At 69.9% G+C, this 21,075-nt stretch carries 10 protein-coding genes and 2 tRNA genes; 7 read left to right on the top strand and 5 right to left on the bottom strand.

Translation table 11 applies throughout. From position 1 onward, the window contains the following. Positions 1-90 precede the first annotated feature (90 nt). From BM290_RS29445 to BM290_RS29430, 4 genes are all read left to right on the top strand, one after another. On the top strand, positions 91-1,119 hold the full coding sequence (locus BM290_RS29445; RefSeq protein WP_093619158.1) for a YlbL family protein: 1,029 nt from the start codon (positions 91-93) through the stop codon (positions 1,117-1,119). 129 nt (positions 1,120-1,248) lie between these two features. Beyond that, on the top strand, positions 1,249-4,218 hold the full coding sequence (locus BM290_RS29440) for a UPF0182 family membrane protein (RefSeq protein ID WP_093619157.1): 2,970 nt from the start codon (positions 1,249-1,251) through the stop codon (positions 4,216-4,218). A gap of 62 nt (positions 4,219-4,280) precedes the next feature. After that, positions 4,281-4,354, top strand: a tRNA-Met gene (locus BM290_RS29435). A gap of 1,439 nt (positions 4,355-5,793) precedes the next feature. After that, positions 5,794-12,075 (top strand): ricin-type beta-trefoil lectin domain protein, encoded by a 6,282-nt coding sequence (locus BM290_RS29430; protein WP_177319949.1) that lies wholly within the window; start codon positions 5,794-5,796, stop codon positions 12,073-12,075. A gap of 45 nt (positions 12,076-12,120) precedes the next feature. Here BM290_RS29430 and BM290_RS29425 read toward each other — a convergent pair whose 3' ends face one another. The 3 genes from BM290_RS29425 to BM290_RS29415 form a co-directional block, all read right to left on the bottom strand. After that, positions 12,121-12,684, bottom strand: a complete 564-nt coding sequence (locus tag BM290_RS29425) for a hypothetical protein (RefSeq protein WP_093619354.1) — start codon at positions 12,682-12,684, stop codon at positions 12,121-12,123. Positions 12,685-13,738: 1,054 nt separating this feature from the next. Continuing rightward, positions 13,739-13,812, bottom strand: a tRNA-Met gene (locus BM290_RS29420). Positions 13,813-13,878: 66 nt separating this feature from the next. Beyond that, positions 13,879-15,051 (bottom strand): lamin tail domain-containing protein, encoded by a 1,173-nt coding sequence (locus BM290_RS29415; protein ID WP_239143751.1) that lies wholly within the window; start codon positions 15,049-15,051, stop codon positions 13,879-13,881. Positions 15,052-15,430: 379 nt separating this feature from the next. Here BM290_RS29415 and BM290_RS29410 point away from each other — a divergent pair, with 379 nt between their 5' ends. Further along, entirely contained in the window at positions 15,431-16,039 is a 609-nt protein-coding gene (locus tag BM290_RS29410; RefSeq protein ID WP_239143752.1) for a pentapeptide repeat-containing protein, read from the top strand. A 10-nt stretch (positions 16,040-16,049) separates the two neighbouring features. Next, positions 16,050-17,261, top strand: coding sequence for a TerC family protein (locus BM290_RS29405; protein ID WP_093619352.1), 1,212 nt, complete (start codon positions 16,050-16,052; stop codon positions 17,259-17,261). Between the two features lie 84 nt (positions 17,262-17,345). On the opposite strand, the gene BM290_RS29400 is transcribed toward BM290_RS29405, so the two are convergent. Both BM290_RS29400 and BM290_RS29395 read right to left on the bottom strand, forming a co-directional pair. Beyond that, positions 17,346-18,431: a translation initiation factor 2 gene (locus BM290_RS29400; RefSeq protein ID WP_093619154.1), complete on the bottom strand. Its 1,086-nt coding sequence runs from the start codon at positions 18,429-18,431 to the stop codon at positions 17,346-17,348. Positions 18,432-18,591: 160 nt separating this feature from the next. Then, on the bottom strand, positions 18,592-19,443 hold the full coding sequence (locus BM290_RS29395; protein WP_093619153.1) for a spermidine synthase: 852 nt from the start codon (positions 19,441-19,443) through the stop codon (positions 18,592-18,594). A gap of 82 nt (positions 19,444-19,525) precedes the next feature. Between BM290_RS29395 and BM290_RS29390 the strand changes: the two genes are divergently transcribed. Continuing rightward, complete coding sequence (locus BM290_RS29390; protein WP_239143753.1) at positions 19,526-21,073, top strand: DUF1800 domain-containing protein; 1,548 nt, start codon at positions 19,526-19,528, stop codon at positions 21,071-21,073. Positions 21,074-21,075: the final 2 nt, after the last annotated feature.

Genomic DNA, 21,075 nt, shown 5'->3' with positions numbered 1-21,075 from the left:
GTCCCCAACGGTACGCGCGAAAAGCCCGCAGCGGACTGAGGGAGGTATCAGCTCAGAGAGAACTCAGACAGGGTGGGTACGCTCACGCGCATGAGACGTCGTGGTGTCACCGTCATCCTCGGCGCCCTGATCACCGCTCTGCTGGCTGCCGGTGTGATGGTCGCACCGATGCCCTACGTGGTGCTCAAGCCCGGGCCGACCGTCGACACCCTCGGCTCGTCGGACGGGCACGACGTCATCCAGGTCGCCAAGGGCCAGACGTCGAAGTCCGCGGGCCAGCTGCGCCTCACCACCGTCAACGTGCAGTCCCAGGTCGAGCTGGTGTGGGCGATCCGTGGCTGGCTCAGCGACTCCGACGCGGTGGTCCCGCGGGAGCTGATCTACCCACCGGACCGCAGCGAGCAGCAGGTCCAGGAGCAGAACGCCCAGGAGTGGAAAGAGTCGCAGACCAGCGCCGAGCGGGTCGCGCTGCGCGAGCTGGGCTACCCCGAGCAGGTGTACGTGGGGAAGGTCACCACTGGTGGCGCGGCGGACGGTGTGCTGCAGGCCGAGGACGTCATCACCAAGATCGACGGGACCGCGATCACCGAGAGCGGCCAGGTCTCCACGCTGATCCAGGCCAAACCGGCCGGGTCCGCGCTGACGATCGACTACGAGCGGGCCGGCAAGGCCGGGACCGCGCGGATCACCTCGAAGGCCGACGCCGAGGACGGCAAGCCGCGGGTCGGCATCGAGCTGGGGTCCCGGCAGACCGATCCGCTGGGCATCGAGATCGACCTGGACAAGATCGGCGGCCCCAGCGCGGGCCTGATGTTCACCCTCGGCATCATCGACAAGATACGTCCCGAGGACCTCACCGGCGGCAAGATCATCGCGGGTACGGGCACGATCGACGACGACGGCAAGGTCGGCCCGATCGGTGGCATCCCGCAGAAGCTGGCCGGCGCCGAGAAAGCCGGGGCCGTGCTCTTCCTGGTCCCCAAGGAGAACTGCGCGGAGGCGCTGCGCAACGCCCGGCCCGGCCTCACCATGGCCGAGGTGGCCACGGTGGACGACGCGCTCACCGCGCTCAAGACCTTCACCGCCGGAAACGACCCGAAGCCGTGCTCGGCATCGTGAACGCACACGCCGGTAGTGACGAGACAGTTCTGCCGCGTATAGAAGCTGGATGCGACATCGTAAGGTGAAACACCGGCCAGACGAAGTGTGGAGCCAACGTTGGTCATGCGTAACAGTCCTCTACCGAGGATGAGCCGGCGCGGTCGCGTGACCGTCGGCGTCCTGGTCGGGGTATTCATTCTTTTCACGCTGCTCGGTTGGGGAATCGACGCGTACACCGACTATCTGTGGTTCGACGAGTTGCAGAAGACCCAGGTCTTCTCCGGGGTGCTGATCACCCGGCTCGTGCTGTTCCTGGTGGTCGGCGCGGCGATGACGGCGATCGTCGCCGGCAACCTCTACCTTGCCTACCGTCTGCGCCCGCTGCTGCGCCCACATTCAGCGGAACAGGCCACGCTGGAGCGCTACCGCATGATCCTGGCGCCCCGTCTGGGCACCTGGATCGCCGTCGCCGGCATCATCATCGGATTCTTCGCGGGACTCTCCGCGCAGAGCCGGTGGGGCGACTGGATGCTGTTCCGCAACGGCGGCTCCTTCGGGGAGACCGATCCCCAGTTCCACGTGGACATCTCCTTCTACATCTTCGAGTACCCGCTGTGGCGCTACGTGCTCGGTCTCGGCTTCACCGCCGTGGTGCTGTCGGTGATCGGCTCGCTCGCGGTCCACTACATCTTCGGCGGCGTGCGCCTGCAGGGCGTCGGTGACCGGATGACCGCCGCGGCCCGCGCTCACCTGACCTCGCTGGTCGCGGTGTTCGTGCTGCTCAAGGCCGTGGCGTATGTGCTGGACCGGCGCGCGCTCCTGCTGGAGCAGCACGTGTCCCCGGGGCTGTACGGCGCCGGCTACACCGATGTGAACGCGTTGCTGCCGGCCAAGGAGATCCTCGCCTACATCTCGGTGGTCGTGGCGATCGCGATCATCGTCTTCTCCAACGCCGTGATGCGTAATCTCGTCTGGCCCGGCGTCTCGCTGGCCCTGCTGGCGATCTCCGCGGTCGCGATCGGCGGCATCTACCCGCTGGCCGTGCAGAATTTCCAGGTCAAGCCGAGCCTCTACGACAAGGAGGCGGAGTACATAACGAAATCCATCCAAGCCACCCGGACGGCGTTCGGGCTGGAGGACACCGCGGTCTCGGAGTACCCCACCGGCGACGGCCGGCCACCGGCGGACCTGGCCGCCGACCCCAGCGCGCAGAACGTCCGGGTGATCGACCCGCAGCTGGTCTCGCAGGCGTTCACCGTGTCGCAGCAGTCCCGCGGTTTCTACGACTTCGGCGAGAAACTCGACGTCGACCGCTACACGATCGCCGGCAAGACCCAGGACTACGTGGTCGGCGCCCGTGAGATCGACGACGAGAAGCTGACCGCGCAGCAGAGCAACTGGCTCAACCGGCACACCGTCTACACCCACGGCTACGGTCTGGTCGCGGCGCCGGCCAACCAGAAGTGCGACACCGGTCTGCCGCTGTTCGCCTCCGGTCTGCTCGGCAGCGAGGGCGCCGGGGAGAACGTCAACAAGTGCATCACGCCGACCCAGGAGCTGGAAGCCAAACAGCCGCGGATCTACTACGGCGAGAAATCCACCGAGTACGCGATCGTCGGCCAGGCCGACGGAGGCAACAACGTCGAGTTCGACCGTCCGCGGGGGCAGAGCACCAACTCCGGTGAGGAGTACTACACCTACTCGGGCAAGGGCGGAGTCGAGATCGGCTCGTTCTTCCGCCGGATGATCTTCGCGATCAAGAACACCGAGAGCAACTTCGTGCTCTCCGGCGCGGTCAACGACAACTCCAAACTGATGTACATCCGTCAGCCCCGGGAGCGCGTCGAGAAGGTGGCCCCGTTCCTCACCATCGACGGCGACCCGTACCCGGCCGTCGTCGACGGGCGCATCGTGTGGATCCTCGACGGTTACACGACCGCGAAGACGTACCCGTACGCTCAGAAGATCAACCTGGCCACCGAGACCGAGGACCGGCTCACCGGCACCGGGTCGTTCGCGCTGGCCCGAGATGACGTCAACTACATGCGGAACTCGGTCAAGGCGACCGTCGACGCGTACGACGGCACCGTCACCCTGTACGAGTTCGACGACAAGGACCCGATCCTCAAGGCGTGGAACAAGGCCTTCGGCGGCGACCTGATCAAGCCGAAGGCGCAGATCCCCCAGGCGCTCGCCGAGCACTTCCGCTACCCGGCCGACCTGTTCAAGGTGCAGCGCAACCTGCTCACCAAGTTCCACGTCGAGGACTCGCGGGTCTTCTTCTCCGGCGAGGACTTCTGGCAGGTGCCGAACGCGCCGGACGCGCCGCAGAGCGGGTATCAGCCGCCGTTCTACCTCAACGTCAAGCTGCCCGAGCAGAGCGAGCCGCGATTCCAGCTGACCGCCGGCGTCACCCCGCTCAAACGGGAGAACATGGCGGCTCTGGTCTCCGGCTCGTACGTCAACGGCGAGCCGAGGCTGGAGATACTCCAGTTGCGTGACAACACCATCGCCCCCGGCCCGGTTCAGGTGCATCAGCTGATGGTCAACAAGGAGAACATCGCCAACCAGCTGACACTGCTCAACCGCGGCGGCCAGGCCTCGGTCCTCTTCGGCAACCTGATCTCACTGCCACTGGGCAGCGACATCCTGTACGTCGAGCCCGTCTACGTGAAGAGCAGCCAGGCCAACGCGGCGCCGCTGCTGCAGAAGGTGCTGATGTCCTACGGTGACGGCGGTACCTACGTCGTCCTCGAGGACAATCTCACCAAGGGTCTGGAGGCACTCGCCGCCCTCGGCAAGAACGCGCCACCGCCGTCCGGCACCCCGAGCACCCCCACCACGCCGAGCACCCCCGGGGCCTCGCCGTCACCCAGCACCAGCGTGTCGCCGTCCACTCCGCCCGTCCAGGTCCCCGCCGACCTGGCAGCGGCGGCCGCCGCCGTCGACAAGGCGATCGAGGACCTCAAGGCCGCCCAGCGCGCCAACGACTGGATCAAGATCGGCGAGGCCACCAAGGCCCTCGACGACGCGATCAACCAGTTCCAGACCATCCAGAAAGCCGGCGCCACACCCGCCGGCGCCAGCACCAGCCCGACACCCACCCCGAGCGGGTGACCATCGTCTCCGGGGGCCGTTTTGCGGCCCCCGGAGGGGGTGCGCTAGGGTTAAAGGACCGACGCGGGGTGGAGCAGCTCGGTAGCTCGCTGGGCTCATAACCCAGAGGTCGCAGGTTCAAATCCTGTCCCCGCTACGAGTGCAGGGGGCCTCTGTCCGCGGGAAGCGCGGACCGGGGCCCTCTTCGCATGTCTACCGGGGGGCCGAGCCCCCCGGACCCCCGCGTTACGGCTGGCGGCGGGTGGCAGCGTGTCTTGGTTACCCCGGATCCCCGCGTTACGGCTGGCGGCGGGTGGCAGCGTGTCTTGGTTACCCCGGATCCCCGCGTTACGGCTGGCGGCGGGTGGTGGCTGCGTGGTCTTGGTTACCCCGGACCCCTACCCCTGACCCCGGACCCGCGTTGGGGCTGGCGGCGGGTGGCTGGGTGGTTTTGGTTAGCGGCGGCTTGCGTTGTGAGTGGCTGCGTGGGTTTGGTTGCGCGTCTGGCCCTTCGGGTCGGCGCTCGTGGCGCGCTTCGGTCCGAAGCTTCGCCTGTGTCGCCGTTGCGTCTGGTCCATGCCTCTGTCATGCGCCATCGCGCGAGCCTTCGCGTTGGCTGGGGTTTTGGTCGTGTCGCCGGTCTCGCTGTTTGTGTTTGCGTTCAACTGGCCTCTTGCTCGCGCGCTCGGTCGTACCGTCTCGCTTTTGCCTCCGGCCGGGCTTCCAGCCGCTGTTGTTTGCTGGCCTTGGCTGGTTTTCGTTTTGCCCTCGGTGGGTTCTTCGCTCCGCGTCCAGCGGGCTCTCTTGCCTTCGGCTTCGGCCGGGTTTCGTCGTCCTCGCGCTCGGCCGGGTTTCGTCGTCCCCGCGTTCGGCCGGGTTTCGTCGGCGGCGTGTTCGACCGGGTTGCTTCGCCTTTGCGTTCGGGTCGGTCTCTTCGTCCTCGCGTCTTCTTGCGCTTCTTGGGCGTGGCGTTCGCCCTGGTTTCGTCTTCGTCTTCGTCTTCGTCTTCGTCCGTGATTCCTAGCCCTTGGCGGCCGCTCGCCCGTCGTGTGGGGGCCAGTGGTTCCTGTTCAGCTGCCGCCTTCGGGCCGCGCCTGCTGCCCCGGCCGCCGTTTGTGCGGACTGGCGTGTCTGTTGTCCTGGCTGCCGCGGCGCCTGGCATGGCCGGCAGTGCCTGCCGCGCGTGGCTGTCGCCTGCCGCGCGTGCATCTTGCGGGCCGGCGGGCGGCCCGTTCCCCGTTGCCTGCGGCCGTGCCTGCCTCGGCTGCTTGTTGTGGTCGGGGGCGTCTGCGGGGCTTTCTGAGAGTTTTGCTGTTTGTCTTTGTTTTGAATTGATGTGCTTTTCGGCGGCGGTTAGTGGGCTGCCTCCTTTTGTGATCTTGGACGGTGCTGACCTGGGGCGGGAGGCTGGGGCGGCCGGTGATGTAGGGAGAACGAAACTCGGCGGTAACTTTTCGACGCTCATCTATTGCACAGTGGATTCTCAGGGGTCTAGCGTCTCGGCACATGATCTAGCCGGCCGCGTGCGAGGTGATCCGCGTGGCCAATACGGGGGTGGGGGTCATGTCATTTCGTGTGCGCTCAGGGCGTTCTCGTGTGAAGAATCGCGGGCCGGCGAGGGCCGGCGTGATGGGTGTGGTGGCCGGGCTCGCGCTGTCGCTCCTGTCTGTTCCGCCTGCTCAGGCCGCTGTCGACTGGAACCTCGGCAACACCGGGGCCTCGCAGATCTCCGACCTCAACGTGCAGTCGACGGGGGTGGTGCGTAACAACGGGCTCGGCAAGTGCCTCGATGACATGAACGGCAACACCGCCAACGGCGCGCCGGTCGTGTCGTCGGCCTGCAGTGGGGCGGCCGGCCAGAACTGGACCTATTCGCGGACCGCGACTCTGTGGGACGACGGGACGCTGCGGGCCGCGGCCAGTCCCACCAAGTGCCTCACCATCACCAGCACCAACGGCGGCGCGGCGCGGTCCATCGCGATCGGCGGCACGGTGCAGATGCTCCTGACCGAGTCGGGTCAGGTGTACGCCAAGAACGGTGTCGGGCTGGGCGGCTGGACCAAGGAGCACGACTACAACGTCCACGAGATCGCGGTCGGTTCGGACGGCACGCAGATGATCGCCAAGGGTGGGGTCTACGCCCGGAACACCATCGGCGCCGCCGGCTGGGTGTACGAGGGCGGCTCGTCGGCGCGGGACGTCGCGACCAACGGTGGCGTCCAGATGTACCTGGGCAGCGATGGCACGGTCTACGCCCGCCGGGGCATCGGCGACTCGGCCGGCTGGGTGGCCGAGAGCGGTCCCGGCGCGAAGGCGATCGACGTCGGCTCCGACGGCACGCAGATGATGATCGGCAGCGACGGCGCGGTCTACGCGCGGTCGAGCATCGGCGACTCCACCGGCTGGGTGAAGGAGCTGGCTCCCGGGGCGAAGGCGATCGCCACCAACGGCGGCGTGCAGATGCTGGTCGGCAGCGACGGATACGTCTACGCCAAGACCGGCATCGGCCTGAACGGCTGGGTCAAGGAAAGCACCATCACCGCCACCGACCCGAGCTTCGACACCGCGATCGCGGTCGGCTCGGACGGCACCCAGGTAATGGTCGGCTCGGACAGCTACGTGTACGCGAAGAAGGGCGTGAGCGCGGGCGGCTGGACGAAGGAGATCTCCATCGGCGGCACCGCTCCCGGCTTCGGCGACTCGCTCGCCGCCGGCGCGGGCGGGCTGCACGCCGCCGTCACCGCCACCGGCCTGGTCACCGCCCGGACCGGGATCGGCACCGCTTTCACCGTCGAGACCGACCTGACGACCGAGACGGACAGCGGCCGCCCGGTCCAGATGTACGACTGCCAGGACGGCTGGGACAGCCAGAGCTGGATCTTCCGGTACAACCGGACCGGCAGCATCGAGCTGGCCAACGAGACCGCCAACCGGTGCGTGGACACGCCGAGCTCGTCGACGGCGGACAACGTCGCGCTCTGGATCTACACCTGCAACGGCTCCGACGCGCAGCGGTTCATCCCGCCGACCCGGCCGCCGGCCCCGACCGGCCCGATCACCGGCACGCTGCTGAACAAGTGCGCGATCCCGGCCGCCACGACGGCGACGCCGGCGACCGGCACGGCGGTCGTGCTCGGGGCGTGCGGCGCCGGCCACAACGGCGGCCCGGTGCTGCCGTGGTCGCTGAACACCGACGGGACGCTCACCGCTGGTGGACTCTGCCTCGGGCTCAACGGCGGGGAGACGGCGACCGCGAACGGGACCCTCACGGTCATCGCGAAGTGTGCCGCCACTCTGGACCAGCAGTGGGTGGTGAGCTGGGACACCAGCGGCCGGCCGAGGCTGCTCAACCCGAACTCCGGCCGCTGTGTCGACGACCCCAACTCCAGCACCGCCAACGGCACCCAGCTGCAGATCTACACCTGCAACAACACCGGCGCGCAGGTGTGGAACGCGCCGCATTTCGTCCGTACCCTCATCGGTCCTGCCGTCGCCACGCCATCGGTCATCCCGCCGCGAACCGGGCGGGAACGGCTTGCCGGGCTGCAGCAGGCCGAACGGGTCCGGACCAATCGGGCGCGACTCGCTCTGGTGTTGCATGCCGGAGGCAGCTACGTCCGTGACGCGGCCGCGCAGACGCTGGCCGGGCCGGACACCGCGCTCGACATGGCCTGGTACGACTGGACCGACCAGAGCTGGCTGGCCGACTGGTATCTGAACGAGAGCGGCCCGCTGGGGCAGGACGTGGCCGCCGCCCAGGTCGCCGATCAGGCTCGCGAGCAGCGAGAACGAGGCCGGTCGGAGTTCTTCCGCGGTTATCTGATGTCGGGGTACGGCTCGACGCCGGACTACGACACCGATGTCACCGACTTCATGTCGGAGGACTCGACGTTCTGGATCGCGGCGAACGCGGTCCACGCCGACCTGCCGATCCCGAAGGCCGAGGCGGCCTCGCAGGCCAAGGTCCGCGAGATCGCCGACCGTCGGGCGGCCGCCGACCCGTCCAACGCCTGGCGCTGGAACATGTACGCGGACCGGTCGATCGACGGCTCGGCCGATGACGTCCGCCGGTTCATCCAGTACGACGGCTGGCCGACCGTGGCGCCGGAGATCGGGACCCCCGAATTCCGGGTCGAGGTGGAGGCGGTCAAGACCCGCTGGGCGCAGGGCGACCCGAGCAACCCGATCGACCCGGCCGAGGTTCTGTTCGACGTGGTGGAGACCGCGTGGGCGGAGTGGCAGGCCGAGCTGAACGCGCAGGGCCAGTCCCGTGCCGACGTTCTCGCCGCCGAGATGCAGGCGCTCGAAGCGCTGAAGGCCAGCGCCGAGACGATGCACGACGGTCTGGGGTACGCGTGGACGGCTCGCGGCATCCTGTGGGCGCAGGATCAGAAGACGAAGTACCCGTCCGACTGGTCCGGCGTGGACATGACGGCCGCCCCGAAGAACCTCAACCTGATCAAGGCGCGGGTCGCGGGTCTGGCCGAGGCCGCGAAGAACACGGCGGCGACCGCGAAGGACGCCGCCGCGAAGGCGACGGCGGCGCGGGACCGGGCGTACGCGATCGCCACCGCGAGTGGGTTGCCGGCCGGACGTGGCTTGACCTACGCCCAGCAGTCGGCGCAGATCGCCCAGGCCGCCGTGGCCGCGACCGACGCCACCGCGGCGGCCATGCAGACCGTGGTGGCGGCGACCAACGCGACCCTGGCCAACTCGGCCACGCTGCTGGCGAACGCCGGCGCACAGGCGCATGCCGCCAGGGCTCTCTACCTGCGTCAGTCCGCACAGGACAGCGCCGCGCACGCGGCTCGGCTGGCGACGCAGGCGCAGCAGCAGGCGACCGCCGCGGCGAACGCCGCCGCCAAGGTGGCCGCCGACAAGGCGAAGATCGCCACTGTCGAGACGCAGGCCAAGGCGGCTCTGGACCGGGCCGAGGCGGCCGCCGCCGACGCGGCCGAACAGCAGCGGATCGCGGCCGAGGCACGGGCCACGGCGGAGGCCGAACGGCAGAAGGCGGCGGCGGCCAACGCGGCCGCCCAGGAACAGGCCGCGGTCGCGGCGGCGAAGAAGAGCGAGGCCATGGCCGCCGCGGCGCGGGCGGACAGCGACGAGGCGACCGCGAAGCAGGCGGAGTCGGACGCCGCCGCCGCGCAGTCGCAGGCGGAGGCTGCCCGCAGGACCCTTGACCGGAAGATGGCCGAGGCGGCGGTCGCGGACGCCAAGGCGGCAGCAGCGGCCGGTACGGGCGCCGCCGACGCCGCCGAAGCGGAGGCCCGCGTCGCGCGAGCCGCAGCGAACGCTGCCGGGGTCGCGGCCGACAACGCGAACCGGGACGCCATCGCCGCGGAACGGGCCGCGGCCCGGGCTCGCACCGCGGCTACCGTCGCGCGTGCCGCCGCCGACCGTGCCCACGCCGACGTGAGCAAGGCGGAGGCGGCAGCCGGGCAGACCCGGGCCGCCTCGGTGAAGGGGCACGCCCTCGCCGCCGACGCGATCATGAACGCGCGTGAGTCGGCGAGCTTCGCCGCCGCGGCCCGGCAGACCGCGGCGGAGGCGAAGCAGGCGGCAGCCGCGGCCAAGGCGGCCGCGGCCCAGGCGAAGAACGAGGCGAACGCGGCCCGAGCCGACAGTGCGGTCGCGATCGGCCAGGCGGTCGCGACCGCACAGGCCGCGCAGGAGACCGCGTCAGCGGCGGCCCGGGTGGCGGCGCCGGCGGACGAGGCCATCACGATGGCCGGCCCGTGGGCCTCCGCCGATTCGGCGGCGGGTCTGTCCGTACTCAGCTCCCAGGCCGCCAAGAGCATCGCCGAAGCGCAAGCCAACATTGCCGCGGCACAGGCCACCAACGCCGCGGCCATGGCCGCGGCCGCGCAGGACGCGGCCAACCGTGCGCAGGGCGACGCGAAGCTGGCCGCCCAGGCGGCGGCGGACGCGGCCGTCTCCGCGTCGAAGGCCGCCGCCTCGGCGGCCGCCGCGACCAGATCGGCGGCCCAGGCCTCCGCCGACGCCAAAGCGACCCAGCAGGCGTCGGCCCGGATCGACGACATGGACGCCAAGGCGCAGGCCGCTGTCGAGCGGGCACGCAACTCGGCGGCGGCAGCGGACGCTGACGCGTCGGCTGCCGAGAGCGCGGCCGACGCCAGCGAACGGGACGCGGTCGCGGCTCGCGGGGCGGCTACCGAGGCCGCGGCCGACGCGGACCAGGCCGACCAATACGCCGACGACGCGGAGGAGTCGGCGGCGGAGGCACGGGAGGCGGCGAACAACGCCGAAGCCTCGGCCGACGCCGCGCAGGCCGCGCTCACCGCCATCGACCGGGCGCTCGCGTCCGGTCCGCAGAAGCCGGGCGACCTGGGCGGCGCCGGATCCGACGCCATCGCCACCGAGTTGGACAACGTCTACATCGTCACGATCCAGACCGGTTACAGCTTCACGCCGACGAGTGACTGTGTGGGAACCGGCGGCTGCGACGTGACCGGCAACTACCGGTCGCAGGGCTACTACGTCTATCTGCTCGCCAGCTGTGTCACGCCGGGATCGACGCCCGGCGAGTGCATCAACACGGGCAGCGGCCCGCAGGTTGAGCTGGACGAGCTGATGACCGAGCCGTTCGACATCACCACCCCGGCGAAGATCCACATCTCGCAGCAGCAGTTCCTGGAGTCCACGCTGCGGGCGCTGCCGGGAATCCTGTTCGGCGAGTTCATTGGGTGCTACAAGAAGCTGACGCCCGGCGACGACGGCGGCAGCTGGATCGACTGCGGGTTCGTCGCCGCGGAGCTGGTCCTGCCGTTCGCTCTCAAGGGCGTCGCGCTGGCGGTCAAGGAACTGCGCGTCGCGATGATCGCCTATAACGTCGAAGGCATCGACGCGGCGCTCAGCATGCTCAAACTGTCCGCGATCAACACGCGGACCTTCCTCAAACTGCAGCAGGCGGCGCTCGCGGCGCGCTCTCGGGGCATCCTCAACGAGATCAACGCGTGCTTCAGGACGGCGCACAGTTTCACGGCCGGCACCGGTGTGCTGATGGCCGACGGGACGGTGCGGCCGATCGAGAACGTCCGGGTCGGCGACCTGGTGCGCAACGCGGCGCCCGGCGGCGGGACCGAGGTGCACCGGGTCACCGACGTGCACGTCACCACCACCGACACCGAGTTCACCGAGCTGACCCTGGAGGGCTCCGGAGGACGGCGCTCGACCGTGGACGGCACCCGCAACCATCCGTTCTACAGCGTCACCCGTCATCTGTTCGTCGAGGCCGGCGATCTCGTCGCGGGCGACCGGCTGCAGACCGACGGAGCCGGCCCGGTCACCGTCGTGGCGGTACGGGACCACGCCGGCGCGCGGATCACCTACGACCTGAGCGTCGAGGGTGTGCACACGTACTTCGTCGACAACGACGGCGTACCGGTGCTGGTGCACAACGTGGGCTGCGATCCGGTCCAGTTGTTGCGGACGGTCGCCGGGCTCAGCCAGGGCGAGTGGAAGACGAAAGCAGACCGGATCAAGGTCGAGACGGCGCTCGGCGGCAACCTCCGCAACGACTACCCGATCATCGACAGCTGGCACGACAGTCTCAAGATCGCCACGGACATCAAGAGCATCGACTGGCGGGCGATGAGCTACGTCAACGACCCGAAGGCGTACGGGAACAGGGGTCTGCGTCTCGTCGACAAACTCGACACCACCAGGTTCGTGCAGGACAACTGGTACCACGCGCACACACCGACGATCCGGCCGGAGATGGTGAAGAACTGGGTGCTGCGCATCGCGTACCCGGAGGGCATCCCGGCGAGGCATCTCGAGGAACTGCTGAAAGCGGTGCCGTACGGCAGGGAGCGCGGAATCATCGTCTTCCTGCACCCGATCAAGGGCTGACCCTGCCCGCCGCCTCCGTGCTCCGGCACGGAGGCGGCGCCGTCCTCAGCCCAGAACCGCCAGGGCCGGTATCTCGCGCTCCTCGACCAGGCCGCTGTCCGCGACGGCGTCGACGATCCGCGGGTCGAGAAGCCACACGACGCCGTCGTTCATGCCGGCGTAGAGCGTGAACAGTCGCGGCGTCGCCCTCGCCTCGGCCAGCAGATCATTCAGAACAGCAAGCGGCCGTACGACCGCCACGGTCCAGGCCTGGTCGGTGCGCCAGTCCTCAGCTGTCCACACGACACAGCGCCGCCCGTTGATCGAGACGACATAGTCCCCGTCCTCGACCCCACCGGCCGGATACGCGAGCTCGTCGACGTGGAACGCAACACCGTGAGCCTCCAGAGCCGGCATCAGATCCCGCAGCTCCCGGGGAACGCCGGCCTCCGCCATCTCCTCACCATCCACAAAGAACCAGTTGACCCCTTGCGCCCCATCAGACAGCCGAAGCGGATACCCCCCTTCAGCAACCAGCGCTTCCGCCTCCGCCGCCCGCTCCGCCGGAAGATGCCTCCACATCCCGAGCTTCCGAAGCTCCCGCCCCAGCCCGCCCCATCGCTGATCCATGGCTTGCATCATGCCCCACCCCACCCCGCCTCACCGGCCCCATTCGTCCCGCCCCCAGCCCCGCCGCCCAGCACCCACCGCGGTATCCACCGTGCCGACACAGCGCCGGCTTCTGGCGGGATCCGTCCAGTTGGTGGTGAGCGCTGTACCAGCGGCCCAACCACAGCCCTGACGGTTGGCCAGTGTCGAACCAGCAGGTTCCCGCCGACGCGGATCCCGCTGGGGTTCGGGCGCCGGCCTGCACCGCCGTGCGCGCCGCGGGAACCGCAACCAGCCAGCAGTGCCCTCGCGTCGTCTGCGCAGCCCAATTTCGCCCCGCCCTGCCCTGCCGTTCCTGTTCCTGGTCCACCGGCCGGCGCGCAGCGCCGTATCCGGCTTGCGCTGCAGCGCTGCCTTCGGGTCAGGTTTCACCCGGCTGGTGGTAGCCCTGTATCGGAGGCCCGGATACAGGGCTGACGACCAGCCGGTGTCGGACCAGCAGCCGCGACTCGCGTGATCCAAGACGAGCCAAGTAAAACCATGCGCTCACAAGGCGCCACCAGGCCACGTGGCAGAGCGACCTCGACCACGCCGCGGCTCGTGGCCGGTTGTAGCGCTGGTTCTGGGGGCCGTGTGGGTTGGCTTCGGCCGGGTTGCCGCTCGTGGCCGGTTGTAGCGCGGGTTCTGGGGGCCGTGTGGGTTGGCTTCGGCCGGGTTGCCGCTCGTGGCCGGTTGTAGCGCGGGTTCTGGGGGCCGTGTGGGTTGGCTTCGGCCGGGTTGCCGCTCGTGGCCGGTTGTAGCGCGGGTTCTGGGGGCCGTGTGGGTTGGCTTCGGCCGGGTTGCCGCTCGTGGCCGGTTGTAGCGCGGGTTCTGGGGGCCGTGTGGGTTGGCCTCGGCCGGGTTGCCGCTCGTGGCCGGTTGTAGCGCGGGTTCTGGGGGCCGTGTGCGTTGGCCTCGACCACGCAGCCACCCGCCGCCAGCCGTAACGCGGGGGTCCGGGGGGCTCGGCCCCCCGGTAGACATGCGAAGAGGGCCCCGGTCCGCGCTTCCCGCGGACAGAGGCCCCCTGCACTCGTAGCGGGGACAGGATTTGAACCTGCGACCTCTGGGTTATGAGCCCAGCGAGCTACCGAGCTGCTCCACCCCGCGTCGGTAGTTAAACCCTAGCGCACGGGCTCCGGGGCGCCAAAACGGCCCCCCGGAGCGGGTGCGGGTTCAGCAGGTGGTGTAGCCCTTGCCGGCCTTGGTCCACTTGCAGCTGTCGATGTACTTGCCGGTGTCGGTGCGCAGGGTCGCCGTGTCGCCGCTGTTGTTCCACACGTGGTAGCTCTTGCCCCAGTAGCGGGTGGCGGTGGTGTTGGTGCCCTTGCCGGTACGGACGATCACGCTCTTGCCGGCGCCGAGGGTGTAGGTGCCGGTGAACCGGTAGAGGTTGCCGGCGGCGTCGCGGACGGTCCAGCCCTTGAGGTTGACGGACTTGCGGCTGCGGTTGGTGAGTTTGGCGTACTCGCCGTTGATGCTCTTGTTGGTGCGGTTGTCCACGCCGGGGGCGTTGTACGCGATCCGGGTGAACTGGACGGAGCCGGCCACGGGTGTGGACGGGGGCGTCGTCGGGGTGGTGGGCGGCGTGGTCGGGGTGGTGGGTGTGGTGGTCGGCGGTGTGGTGCCGCCACCGGAGCCGCCGACGTTGACGCTCTGGGTGTACGTGTTGCTGGTGATCAGGTTCTCGGCGGAGGCGTACGCCGCGTTGCCGGTCTCTGCGATGACCGCCCGGTATGTCTGCTGGCCGCCGGGCTGTCCGGTGGCGGCGCCCTGGAATTCGGCGTTGGTGTCGCCGTCGTCGTTGGGCGGGGTGGCGCCGCCTTCGCCGGCGGGGCCGTCGGTGACGCCGGAGGCGACCTCGACCCAGGTGCTGCCGCTCTGCCGTTCCACCCGGACCGGGAAGTACGGCTGGTCGGGGCTGGTGTGCACGTTGTAGCTGATGCTGCCGGCGCCGGTGGACGTGACGGTGAAGGTCGCGCCGACCTTGAGCGGGGCCTTCACGACGCGCGAGTACTCGCCGCCGGATTCGACGGCCCACACGAAACCGGAGTCCATGGTCCGTCGGATGGTCCACCGGCCGCTGCTGTTGGCGGTGACGGTGGTGGGCATGTCGTCCTCGTACTGGGTGGCCGGTGACAGCTCGGACCCGCTGGTGGCGTCCTTGCCCCACTTGTAGGCGGCTTCCCGCAGCGTGACGGTGGCGTTCGCGGTGGCGGTGCCGGTCAGGGTCACGGTGCCGTAGCCCACCTGGGCGGCCGGGGTGTCGAAGGTCGGCGCCGCGGCCCAGGCCGGCGAGCCGCCGAGGAGCCCGGTGCCGGCAATGAGCACGCCGAGAGCGGAACCCATACCGAAAACTGTTTTCGGTCGTGTGTACATGGTGTTGGAAATCCTCCGTTGTGCGGCCGGGCGATGAGGTTATCGAAAGCAAATCGACGTGGTCATCGTTCATCCCGCCTGCGGACCCTACCCGCAAGTGCCGCCCTTTTGGCCGTGATCAAAGTTGCAGGTAGGAGGTGTTCTACCGGGTGCCGGTAAAGTAGTCGGCAGCGTCGATCGAGGGAATGTGCAAGGAATGATTGAACTAGCCGCCGATTGTTCTCGGTGCGCCGCGTTGTGCTGTGTTGCCCCCGCCTTCGCCAAGTCGTCCGATTTCGCGGGCGACAAACCGGCGGGGCGGCCCTGCCGGAATCTGGGGGACGATTTCCGGTGCACCATTCATGAGGAGTTGCCGCAGCGCGGTTTCCCGGGCTGTGTGGTGTTCGACTGTTTCGGGGCCGGCCAGCGGATCACCCAGGACACGTTCGGCGGGCGGGACTGGCGGTCCGCCCCGGAGCTGGCCGGTGACATGTTCGCGCTGCTTCCGGTGGTGCGGCAGCTGCACGAGCTGATGTGGTATCTGACCGAGGCGCTGAAGCTGGACGAGGCGCGGCGGCTGCACCCGAAACTGCGGGCCGCGTTCGACGCCACCGACGCCCTGGCCGGCGCCGATCCGGCCGAGCTGCGCGGGCTGGACGTGGAGGCGTACCGGATGAAGGTCGTGCCGTTGTTGCGCAGGGCGAGCGAGATGGCCCGGTCGCGGGTCGGCGGGCGCCGCCCCGATCACAGCGGCGCTCAGCTGATCGGCCGGCGGCTGCGCGGCGCCGACCTGCGGGGCGCCAGCTTCCGCGGCGCGCTTCTGATCGGCGCGGACCTGCGGGAGGCGGATCTGCGGCGGGCCGATTTCACCGGCGCCGACATGCGGGGTACGGACCTGCGCGGCGCGAATCTGGACGGAGCGATCTTCTTGACCGCGTCACAGCTGCGCGCCGCAGTGACCGGGGCCGATCACCCTTAGGATGGGCGGCATGCAACCGGTGTCCGGTGTGGTGTGGGTCCTGACCGTTGCCGGCATCGTCGGCCTGCTGCTCTTCGACTTCTTCGTCCACGTGCGCAAGGCTCACGTGCCGCGGCTGCGTGAGGCGGCACTGTGGACGTCGATCTACGTGTCGATCGCGATCCTGTTCGGCGTCGGCGTCTGGATCTTCGGCGGCTCGACGATGGGCCAGGAGTACTTTGCGGGTTACGTGACCGAGGAGGCGCTCTCGGTCGACAACCTGTTCGTGTTCCTGCTGCTGCTCAGCAGCTTCAAGGTGCCGCGGGCCGACCAGCAGAAGGTGCTGCTGTTCGGCATCGTGGTGTCGCTGATCGCGCGGACCGGGTTCATCCTGCTCGGCGCCGCGCTGATCAACTCGTTCGCCTGGATCTTCTATCTGTTCGGGCTGATCCTCCTGGTCACCGCGGGCAACCTGCTGAAGGAGAAGCACGACGAGGGCGAGGCGCCGGACAACATCGTGATCCGGCTGGCCCGCCGGTTCCTGCGGACCTCCGATGCGTACGACGGGGACAAGCTCTTCACCTATCAGGACGGCAAGCGGGTGCTCACGCCGATGCTGCTGGTCATGGTGGCGATCGGCGGCACCGACATCCTGTTCGCGCTGGACTCGATCCCGGCGATCTTCGGCCTCACCCAGAACGTGTATCTGGTCTTCACCGCCACCGCCTTCTCCCTGCTGGGATTGCGGCAGCTCTACTTCCTGATCGACGGCCTGCTGGACCGTCTGGTCTTCCTGTCCTACGGGCTGGCCGCGATCCTCGGGCTGATCGGTGTGAAGCTGGTGCTGCACGCCCTGCACGAGAACAACGTGCCGTTCATCAACGGCGGTGACCCGGTCGACGTCGTGGAGATCCCGACCGCTGTCTCGCTCGGGGCCATCGTCGGCGTCCTGCTGGTCACCGTGATCGCGTCGCTGCTCAGCCCGAAGGGGCAGGCCCGGACCGCGGCGGCGGCGGCCCGCCGGTCGGCGCACGAGTTCCTCGACGTGGAGACCGACCCGGAGTATTGCGACGAGGTCTACCACCGGCTGCTCGCCGAGGAGGACAAGCTCCGGGCGCTGCCGGAGAAGCAGCGGGCCCTGATCCGTCAGGAGGGGCAGTTGATGGAGCTCCTGGCGCGGGCGCACCGGGTGCACGAGGAGCGGGTCGCCGCCGGGCACTGTTTCGTGCCGGCGACGACCTGAGAGACCGCTCTCAGCGGTCGCTTGAGGTAGGGCTCAGCGGTACCGGTTGAGGTAGGGCTCAGCGGTACCGGTTGAGACAGGCTCTCAGCGGTCGCGGTTGAGGTAGGACGAGAGGTTCGTGGTCTGGCCGTCGTCGGGGGACTGGGAGACCAGGTTCGCGACCCGGGCGGCCAGGCTTGCGGCGCGGGACGCCAGGTCGGGCTCGGACTGGCGGGAGTCCTGCTCGGCGCGCATGGCCTCCTCGGCGCGGAGAGCGTCGGCCTCGACGCCGGGGCGGTCGGACCAGCCGTTCGCGCCGGAGACCGGCTCCTGGTACGCCGGCTCCTGGTAGGCCTGCTCCTGATACGCCGGCTCCTGGTAGGCGGCCTGCTGGTAGGCCGGCTCCTGGTAGACCGGCTCCCGATGGGCCGCCTCCTGGTAGGCCTGCTCGCGGTAGCCGGGGCCCCGGAAGGCCGGCTCCGCGTAGGCCGGCTCCTGCTGGTAGGCGGGCGCCTGCTGATAGGCCGGCTCCTGGTAGGCGGGCTCCTGGTAGGCAGGCTCGGCGTGGGCGGGCTCCGGGAAGGCGGGCTCCTCGGGAGCGGGCGTCGCGCCGGCGTCGGGGGCGGGCACCGCGACCTCGCCGAGCAGCGTCACGGTCTGCCCCTGGCCGCCCAGGTGGTTGCTGAACTCGGGGCCGATGACCAGCCGGGACAGCATCCGCGCCTGCACGGCAGGGACCCCGATGAGATCGGCGTTCTCCACCCGGAACCGGGCGATCGCCTGCCGCATCGTGTTGGCCAGATGGTCCGCCGCGTTGATCTTGCTCAGCTCGCCGCCGGCGAAGACCAGAGCCGGGAAGGTGCCCTCCGGCCCCTTGCAGACCAGCTGGATCTGGGTGACCGTCCCGTTGCGGCCGGTCTCCCGGTTGCCCGGCTGGACGCGGAGGTGCTGCGGCCAGAGCCAGAACAACTCACCACTACTGTGCGTGTCTTCGCGATCATGGACGTAACGCACCCGGCGGTCCGTGACGATGACGTCGGTCTCCTCCGGCAGCGTCCACCGCGGCAGTGACGACGCCTCGTCGAACGCATACTCGGCCACCGCGCAGCGACCACGCCACAGGATGCGCTCACCGCTGTCCAGCGGTCCGAGGTCCGTGCCCGCGAGGGACAGGAAGTGCTGGTGGAACATGGTTGCCTTCCCCGTGCCTACCGCGATCTCGTGAACAGCGGCCGCAACGATTACAACCGGGTCCCGGCGGTGTCGCCAGTCACTGGGCGTGAATCACACCGGAACTCGCGAAATCGACACAGGACGGTGACCAGCGATACACCAACGGCCGACCCAACAATCACCTTCGGTTACCGAAGAGCCCTTCGGGCGGTAGGGGTGAGGGTACCGCCGTAGCGTCCGGAACGGGAGACGCTCCGGCGGTGAACCGATCAAGATCGGTCTCGACCCGCCCGGGGAACCAGTCACCGGCGGCCCGCCGGGACAGCTCGGCGACCGGCAGCGGGGCACGCCCGGCGACCACCACGAGATTGCCGAAGCGCCGCCCGCGCAGCACCGCCGAATCCGCCACCAGCACCGCCTGCGGCAGCGCGGCCCGGATCGTGGCCACCTGCGCCCGTGCATACCGCAGCGGCGGCCCGTCGGCGACGTTCGCGATCAGCCGGCCCTCGGGGGCCAGCACCCGGGCCACGTGTGCCGCGAACTCGGCCGACGCCAGGTGCGCGGGCGTGCGGGCGCCGGCGAACACGTCCAGCACCACCACGTCGTACCCCGAATCGCGCATCCCCTCGACGGCGGCCCGGGCGTCGGACACCCGGACCCGGACGTTCGCGCCGGTCGGCAGCGGCAGCGCCTGGCGGACCAGCTCCACCAGCGGCCCGTCGATCTCGACCACCCGCTGCGCCGAGCCGGGCCGGCTGACCGCGACATAGCGCGGCAGGGTGAGCGCGCCGCCGCCGAGGTGCAGCACCCGCAACGGCCGGCCGGCCGGCCCCGCCAGGTCGATCGCGGCGGCCATCCGCCGCACGTACTCGAACTCCAGGTGGGTGGGGTCGGCCAGATCGACGTGCGACTGCGGCGCGCCGTCGAGCAGCAGTGTCCACGCGGTGTCGCGGTCGGGGTCGGGCACCAGCTCGGCGACGCCCGAGGCGACCGTCTCGACCCGCCTCCGCGACGCTCTGCGCTGTGCCATCGGGCAAGTATCCCGGTAGCAGATCGGGAGCACTGGTGCGGGAACGCACAAGTGACCCGGGAAACTTCCGACGTTTCCCGCTGTGAGCGCGCTACCGCAGACGACGATGACACGGCGCGGCGTGGTGGGCGGGATCGCCGCCGCCGGGGCCGCGGCCGCCCTGACCACCGGCACGCCCGCCGCCGCGGCCGAGGCCTCCCCGGCCGCTCTCGTGCCCGCCGACCCGCTGCTGCACCTGCTGCGCCGGGCCACCTTCGGCCCGAGCCCGTCGTCGATCGCCGAGATCCGCCGGCTGGGCGCCGCGGCCTGGCTGGACCGGCAGCTCAACCCGTCGGCGATTCCCGACCCGGTGGCCGACGGCGTGGTCGCCCGGCTGCCGCTGGCCCGGCTCTCCATCGCCGAGATCCGCTCCCGGGTCGCCGCCGGCACTCTCAAGCAGTACAGCTGGGACCCGATGTGGCAGCTCGGCTGGGCGGCGGTGGCCCGGTCGATCTGGGGCGAGCGGCAGCTGCTCGAGGTGATGACCGACTTCTGGAGCAACCACCTCAACGTGACCTGCCCGCACGGTGACGTCTGGGACAGCCGGATCGACTACGACACGATGATCCGGCGGTACGCCCTGGGCACCTTCGCCGATCTGCTGAAGGCGTCGGCCCGGCACCCGGCGATGCTGACCTACCTGGACAACCGGTCCTCCAGCCGGGACGCGCCGAACGAGAACTACGGGCGTGAGCTGCTGGAGCTGCACACCGTCGGGCTGGCCTACACCGAGACCGACGTGAAGAGCGCGGCCCGGCTGCTCACCGGCCTGACCGTGGACAACACGACGGGAAGGTACCGGTACGACGCGGCAGCGCACGCCGTCGGCGCGGTCCGGGTGCTGGCCTTCCAGCACGCCAACACGACCACCGCCGGTGGCGAGGCGGCCGCCCTGGACCTGCTCGACTACCTGGCCATGCACCAGGCCACGGCGCGCCGGATCGTCACCAAGCTGTGCGTCCGGTTCGTCGCCGACGAGCCGCCGGCTTCGCTGATCACCACGCTGATCAAGGTCTACCTGGACAACCGGACGGCGATCGTGCCGGTGCTGCGGGCGCTGTTCACCTCCGCCGAGTTCGCCGCCTCGATCGGCGCGAAGACGCGGACGCCGATGGAGGACCTGGCCGCGACCGTGCGGACCCTCGGCTACGGCCCGGCGGCCACCGGCACGAAGTTCCTGGAGAGCCTCTACTGGATGGTCCGCGACGCCGGGCAGGCGCCGCTGGGCTGGGGGCCGCCGAACGGCTACCCGGACGTGGCGGCCGCCTGGGCGTCACCGTCGGGGCTGCTGGCGCGGTGGAACTTCCACCTCTCCATCGCGGCCGGGTGGTGGCCGGACACCCTGGTCCGGCCGGCGAGCCTGCTGACCGGGATGGTGGGGGCGCTGCCCGCCACGTACGGCGCGCTGGTCGAGAGGACCGCGCTGCGGCTGGCCGGGATCGTGCCGTCGGCGCAGCAGATCACGGCGCTGGCCGAGTTCTACGGCAAGACCCCGGCGTCACCGCTGCGGGCGGACGACCCGGCGGCCGGCTGGATGTACCCGTACCTGATGGGGATGCTGCTCAATGCCCCGTCCTTCGCGGTGAGGTGACG

Source organism: Actinoplanes philippinensis (genome assembly GCF_900113015.1).
In the GTDB taxonomy this organism is placed as follows: domain Bacteria; phylum Actinomycetota; class Actinomycetes; order Mycobacteriales; family Micromonosporaceae; genus Actinoplanes; species Actinoplanes philippinensis.
The sequence above is the reverse complement of the archived record's forward strand: the minus strand, read 5'-3'. Positions and strand labels throughout refer to the sequence as shown.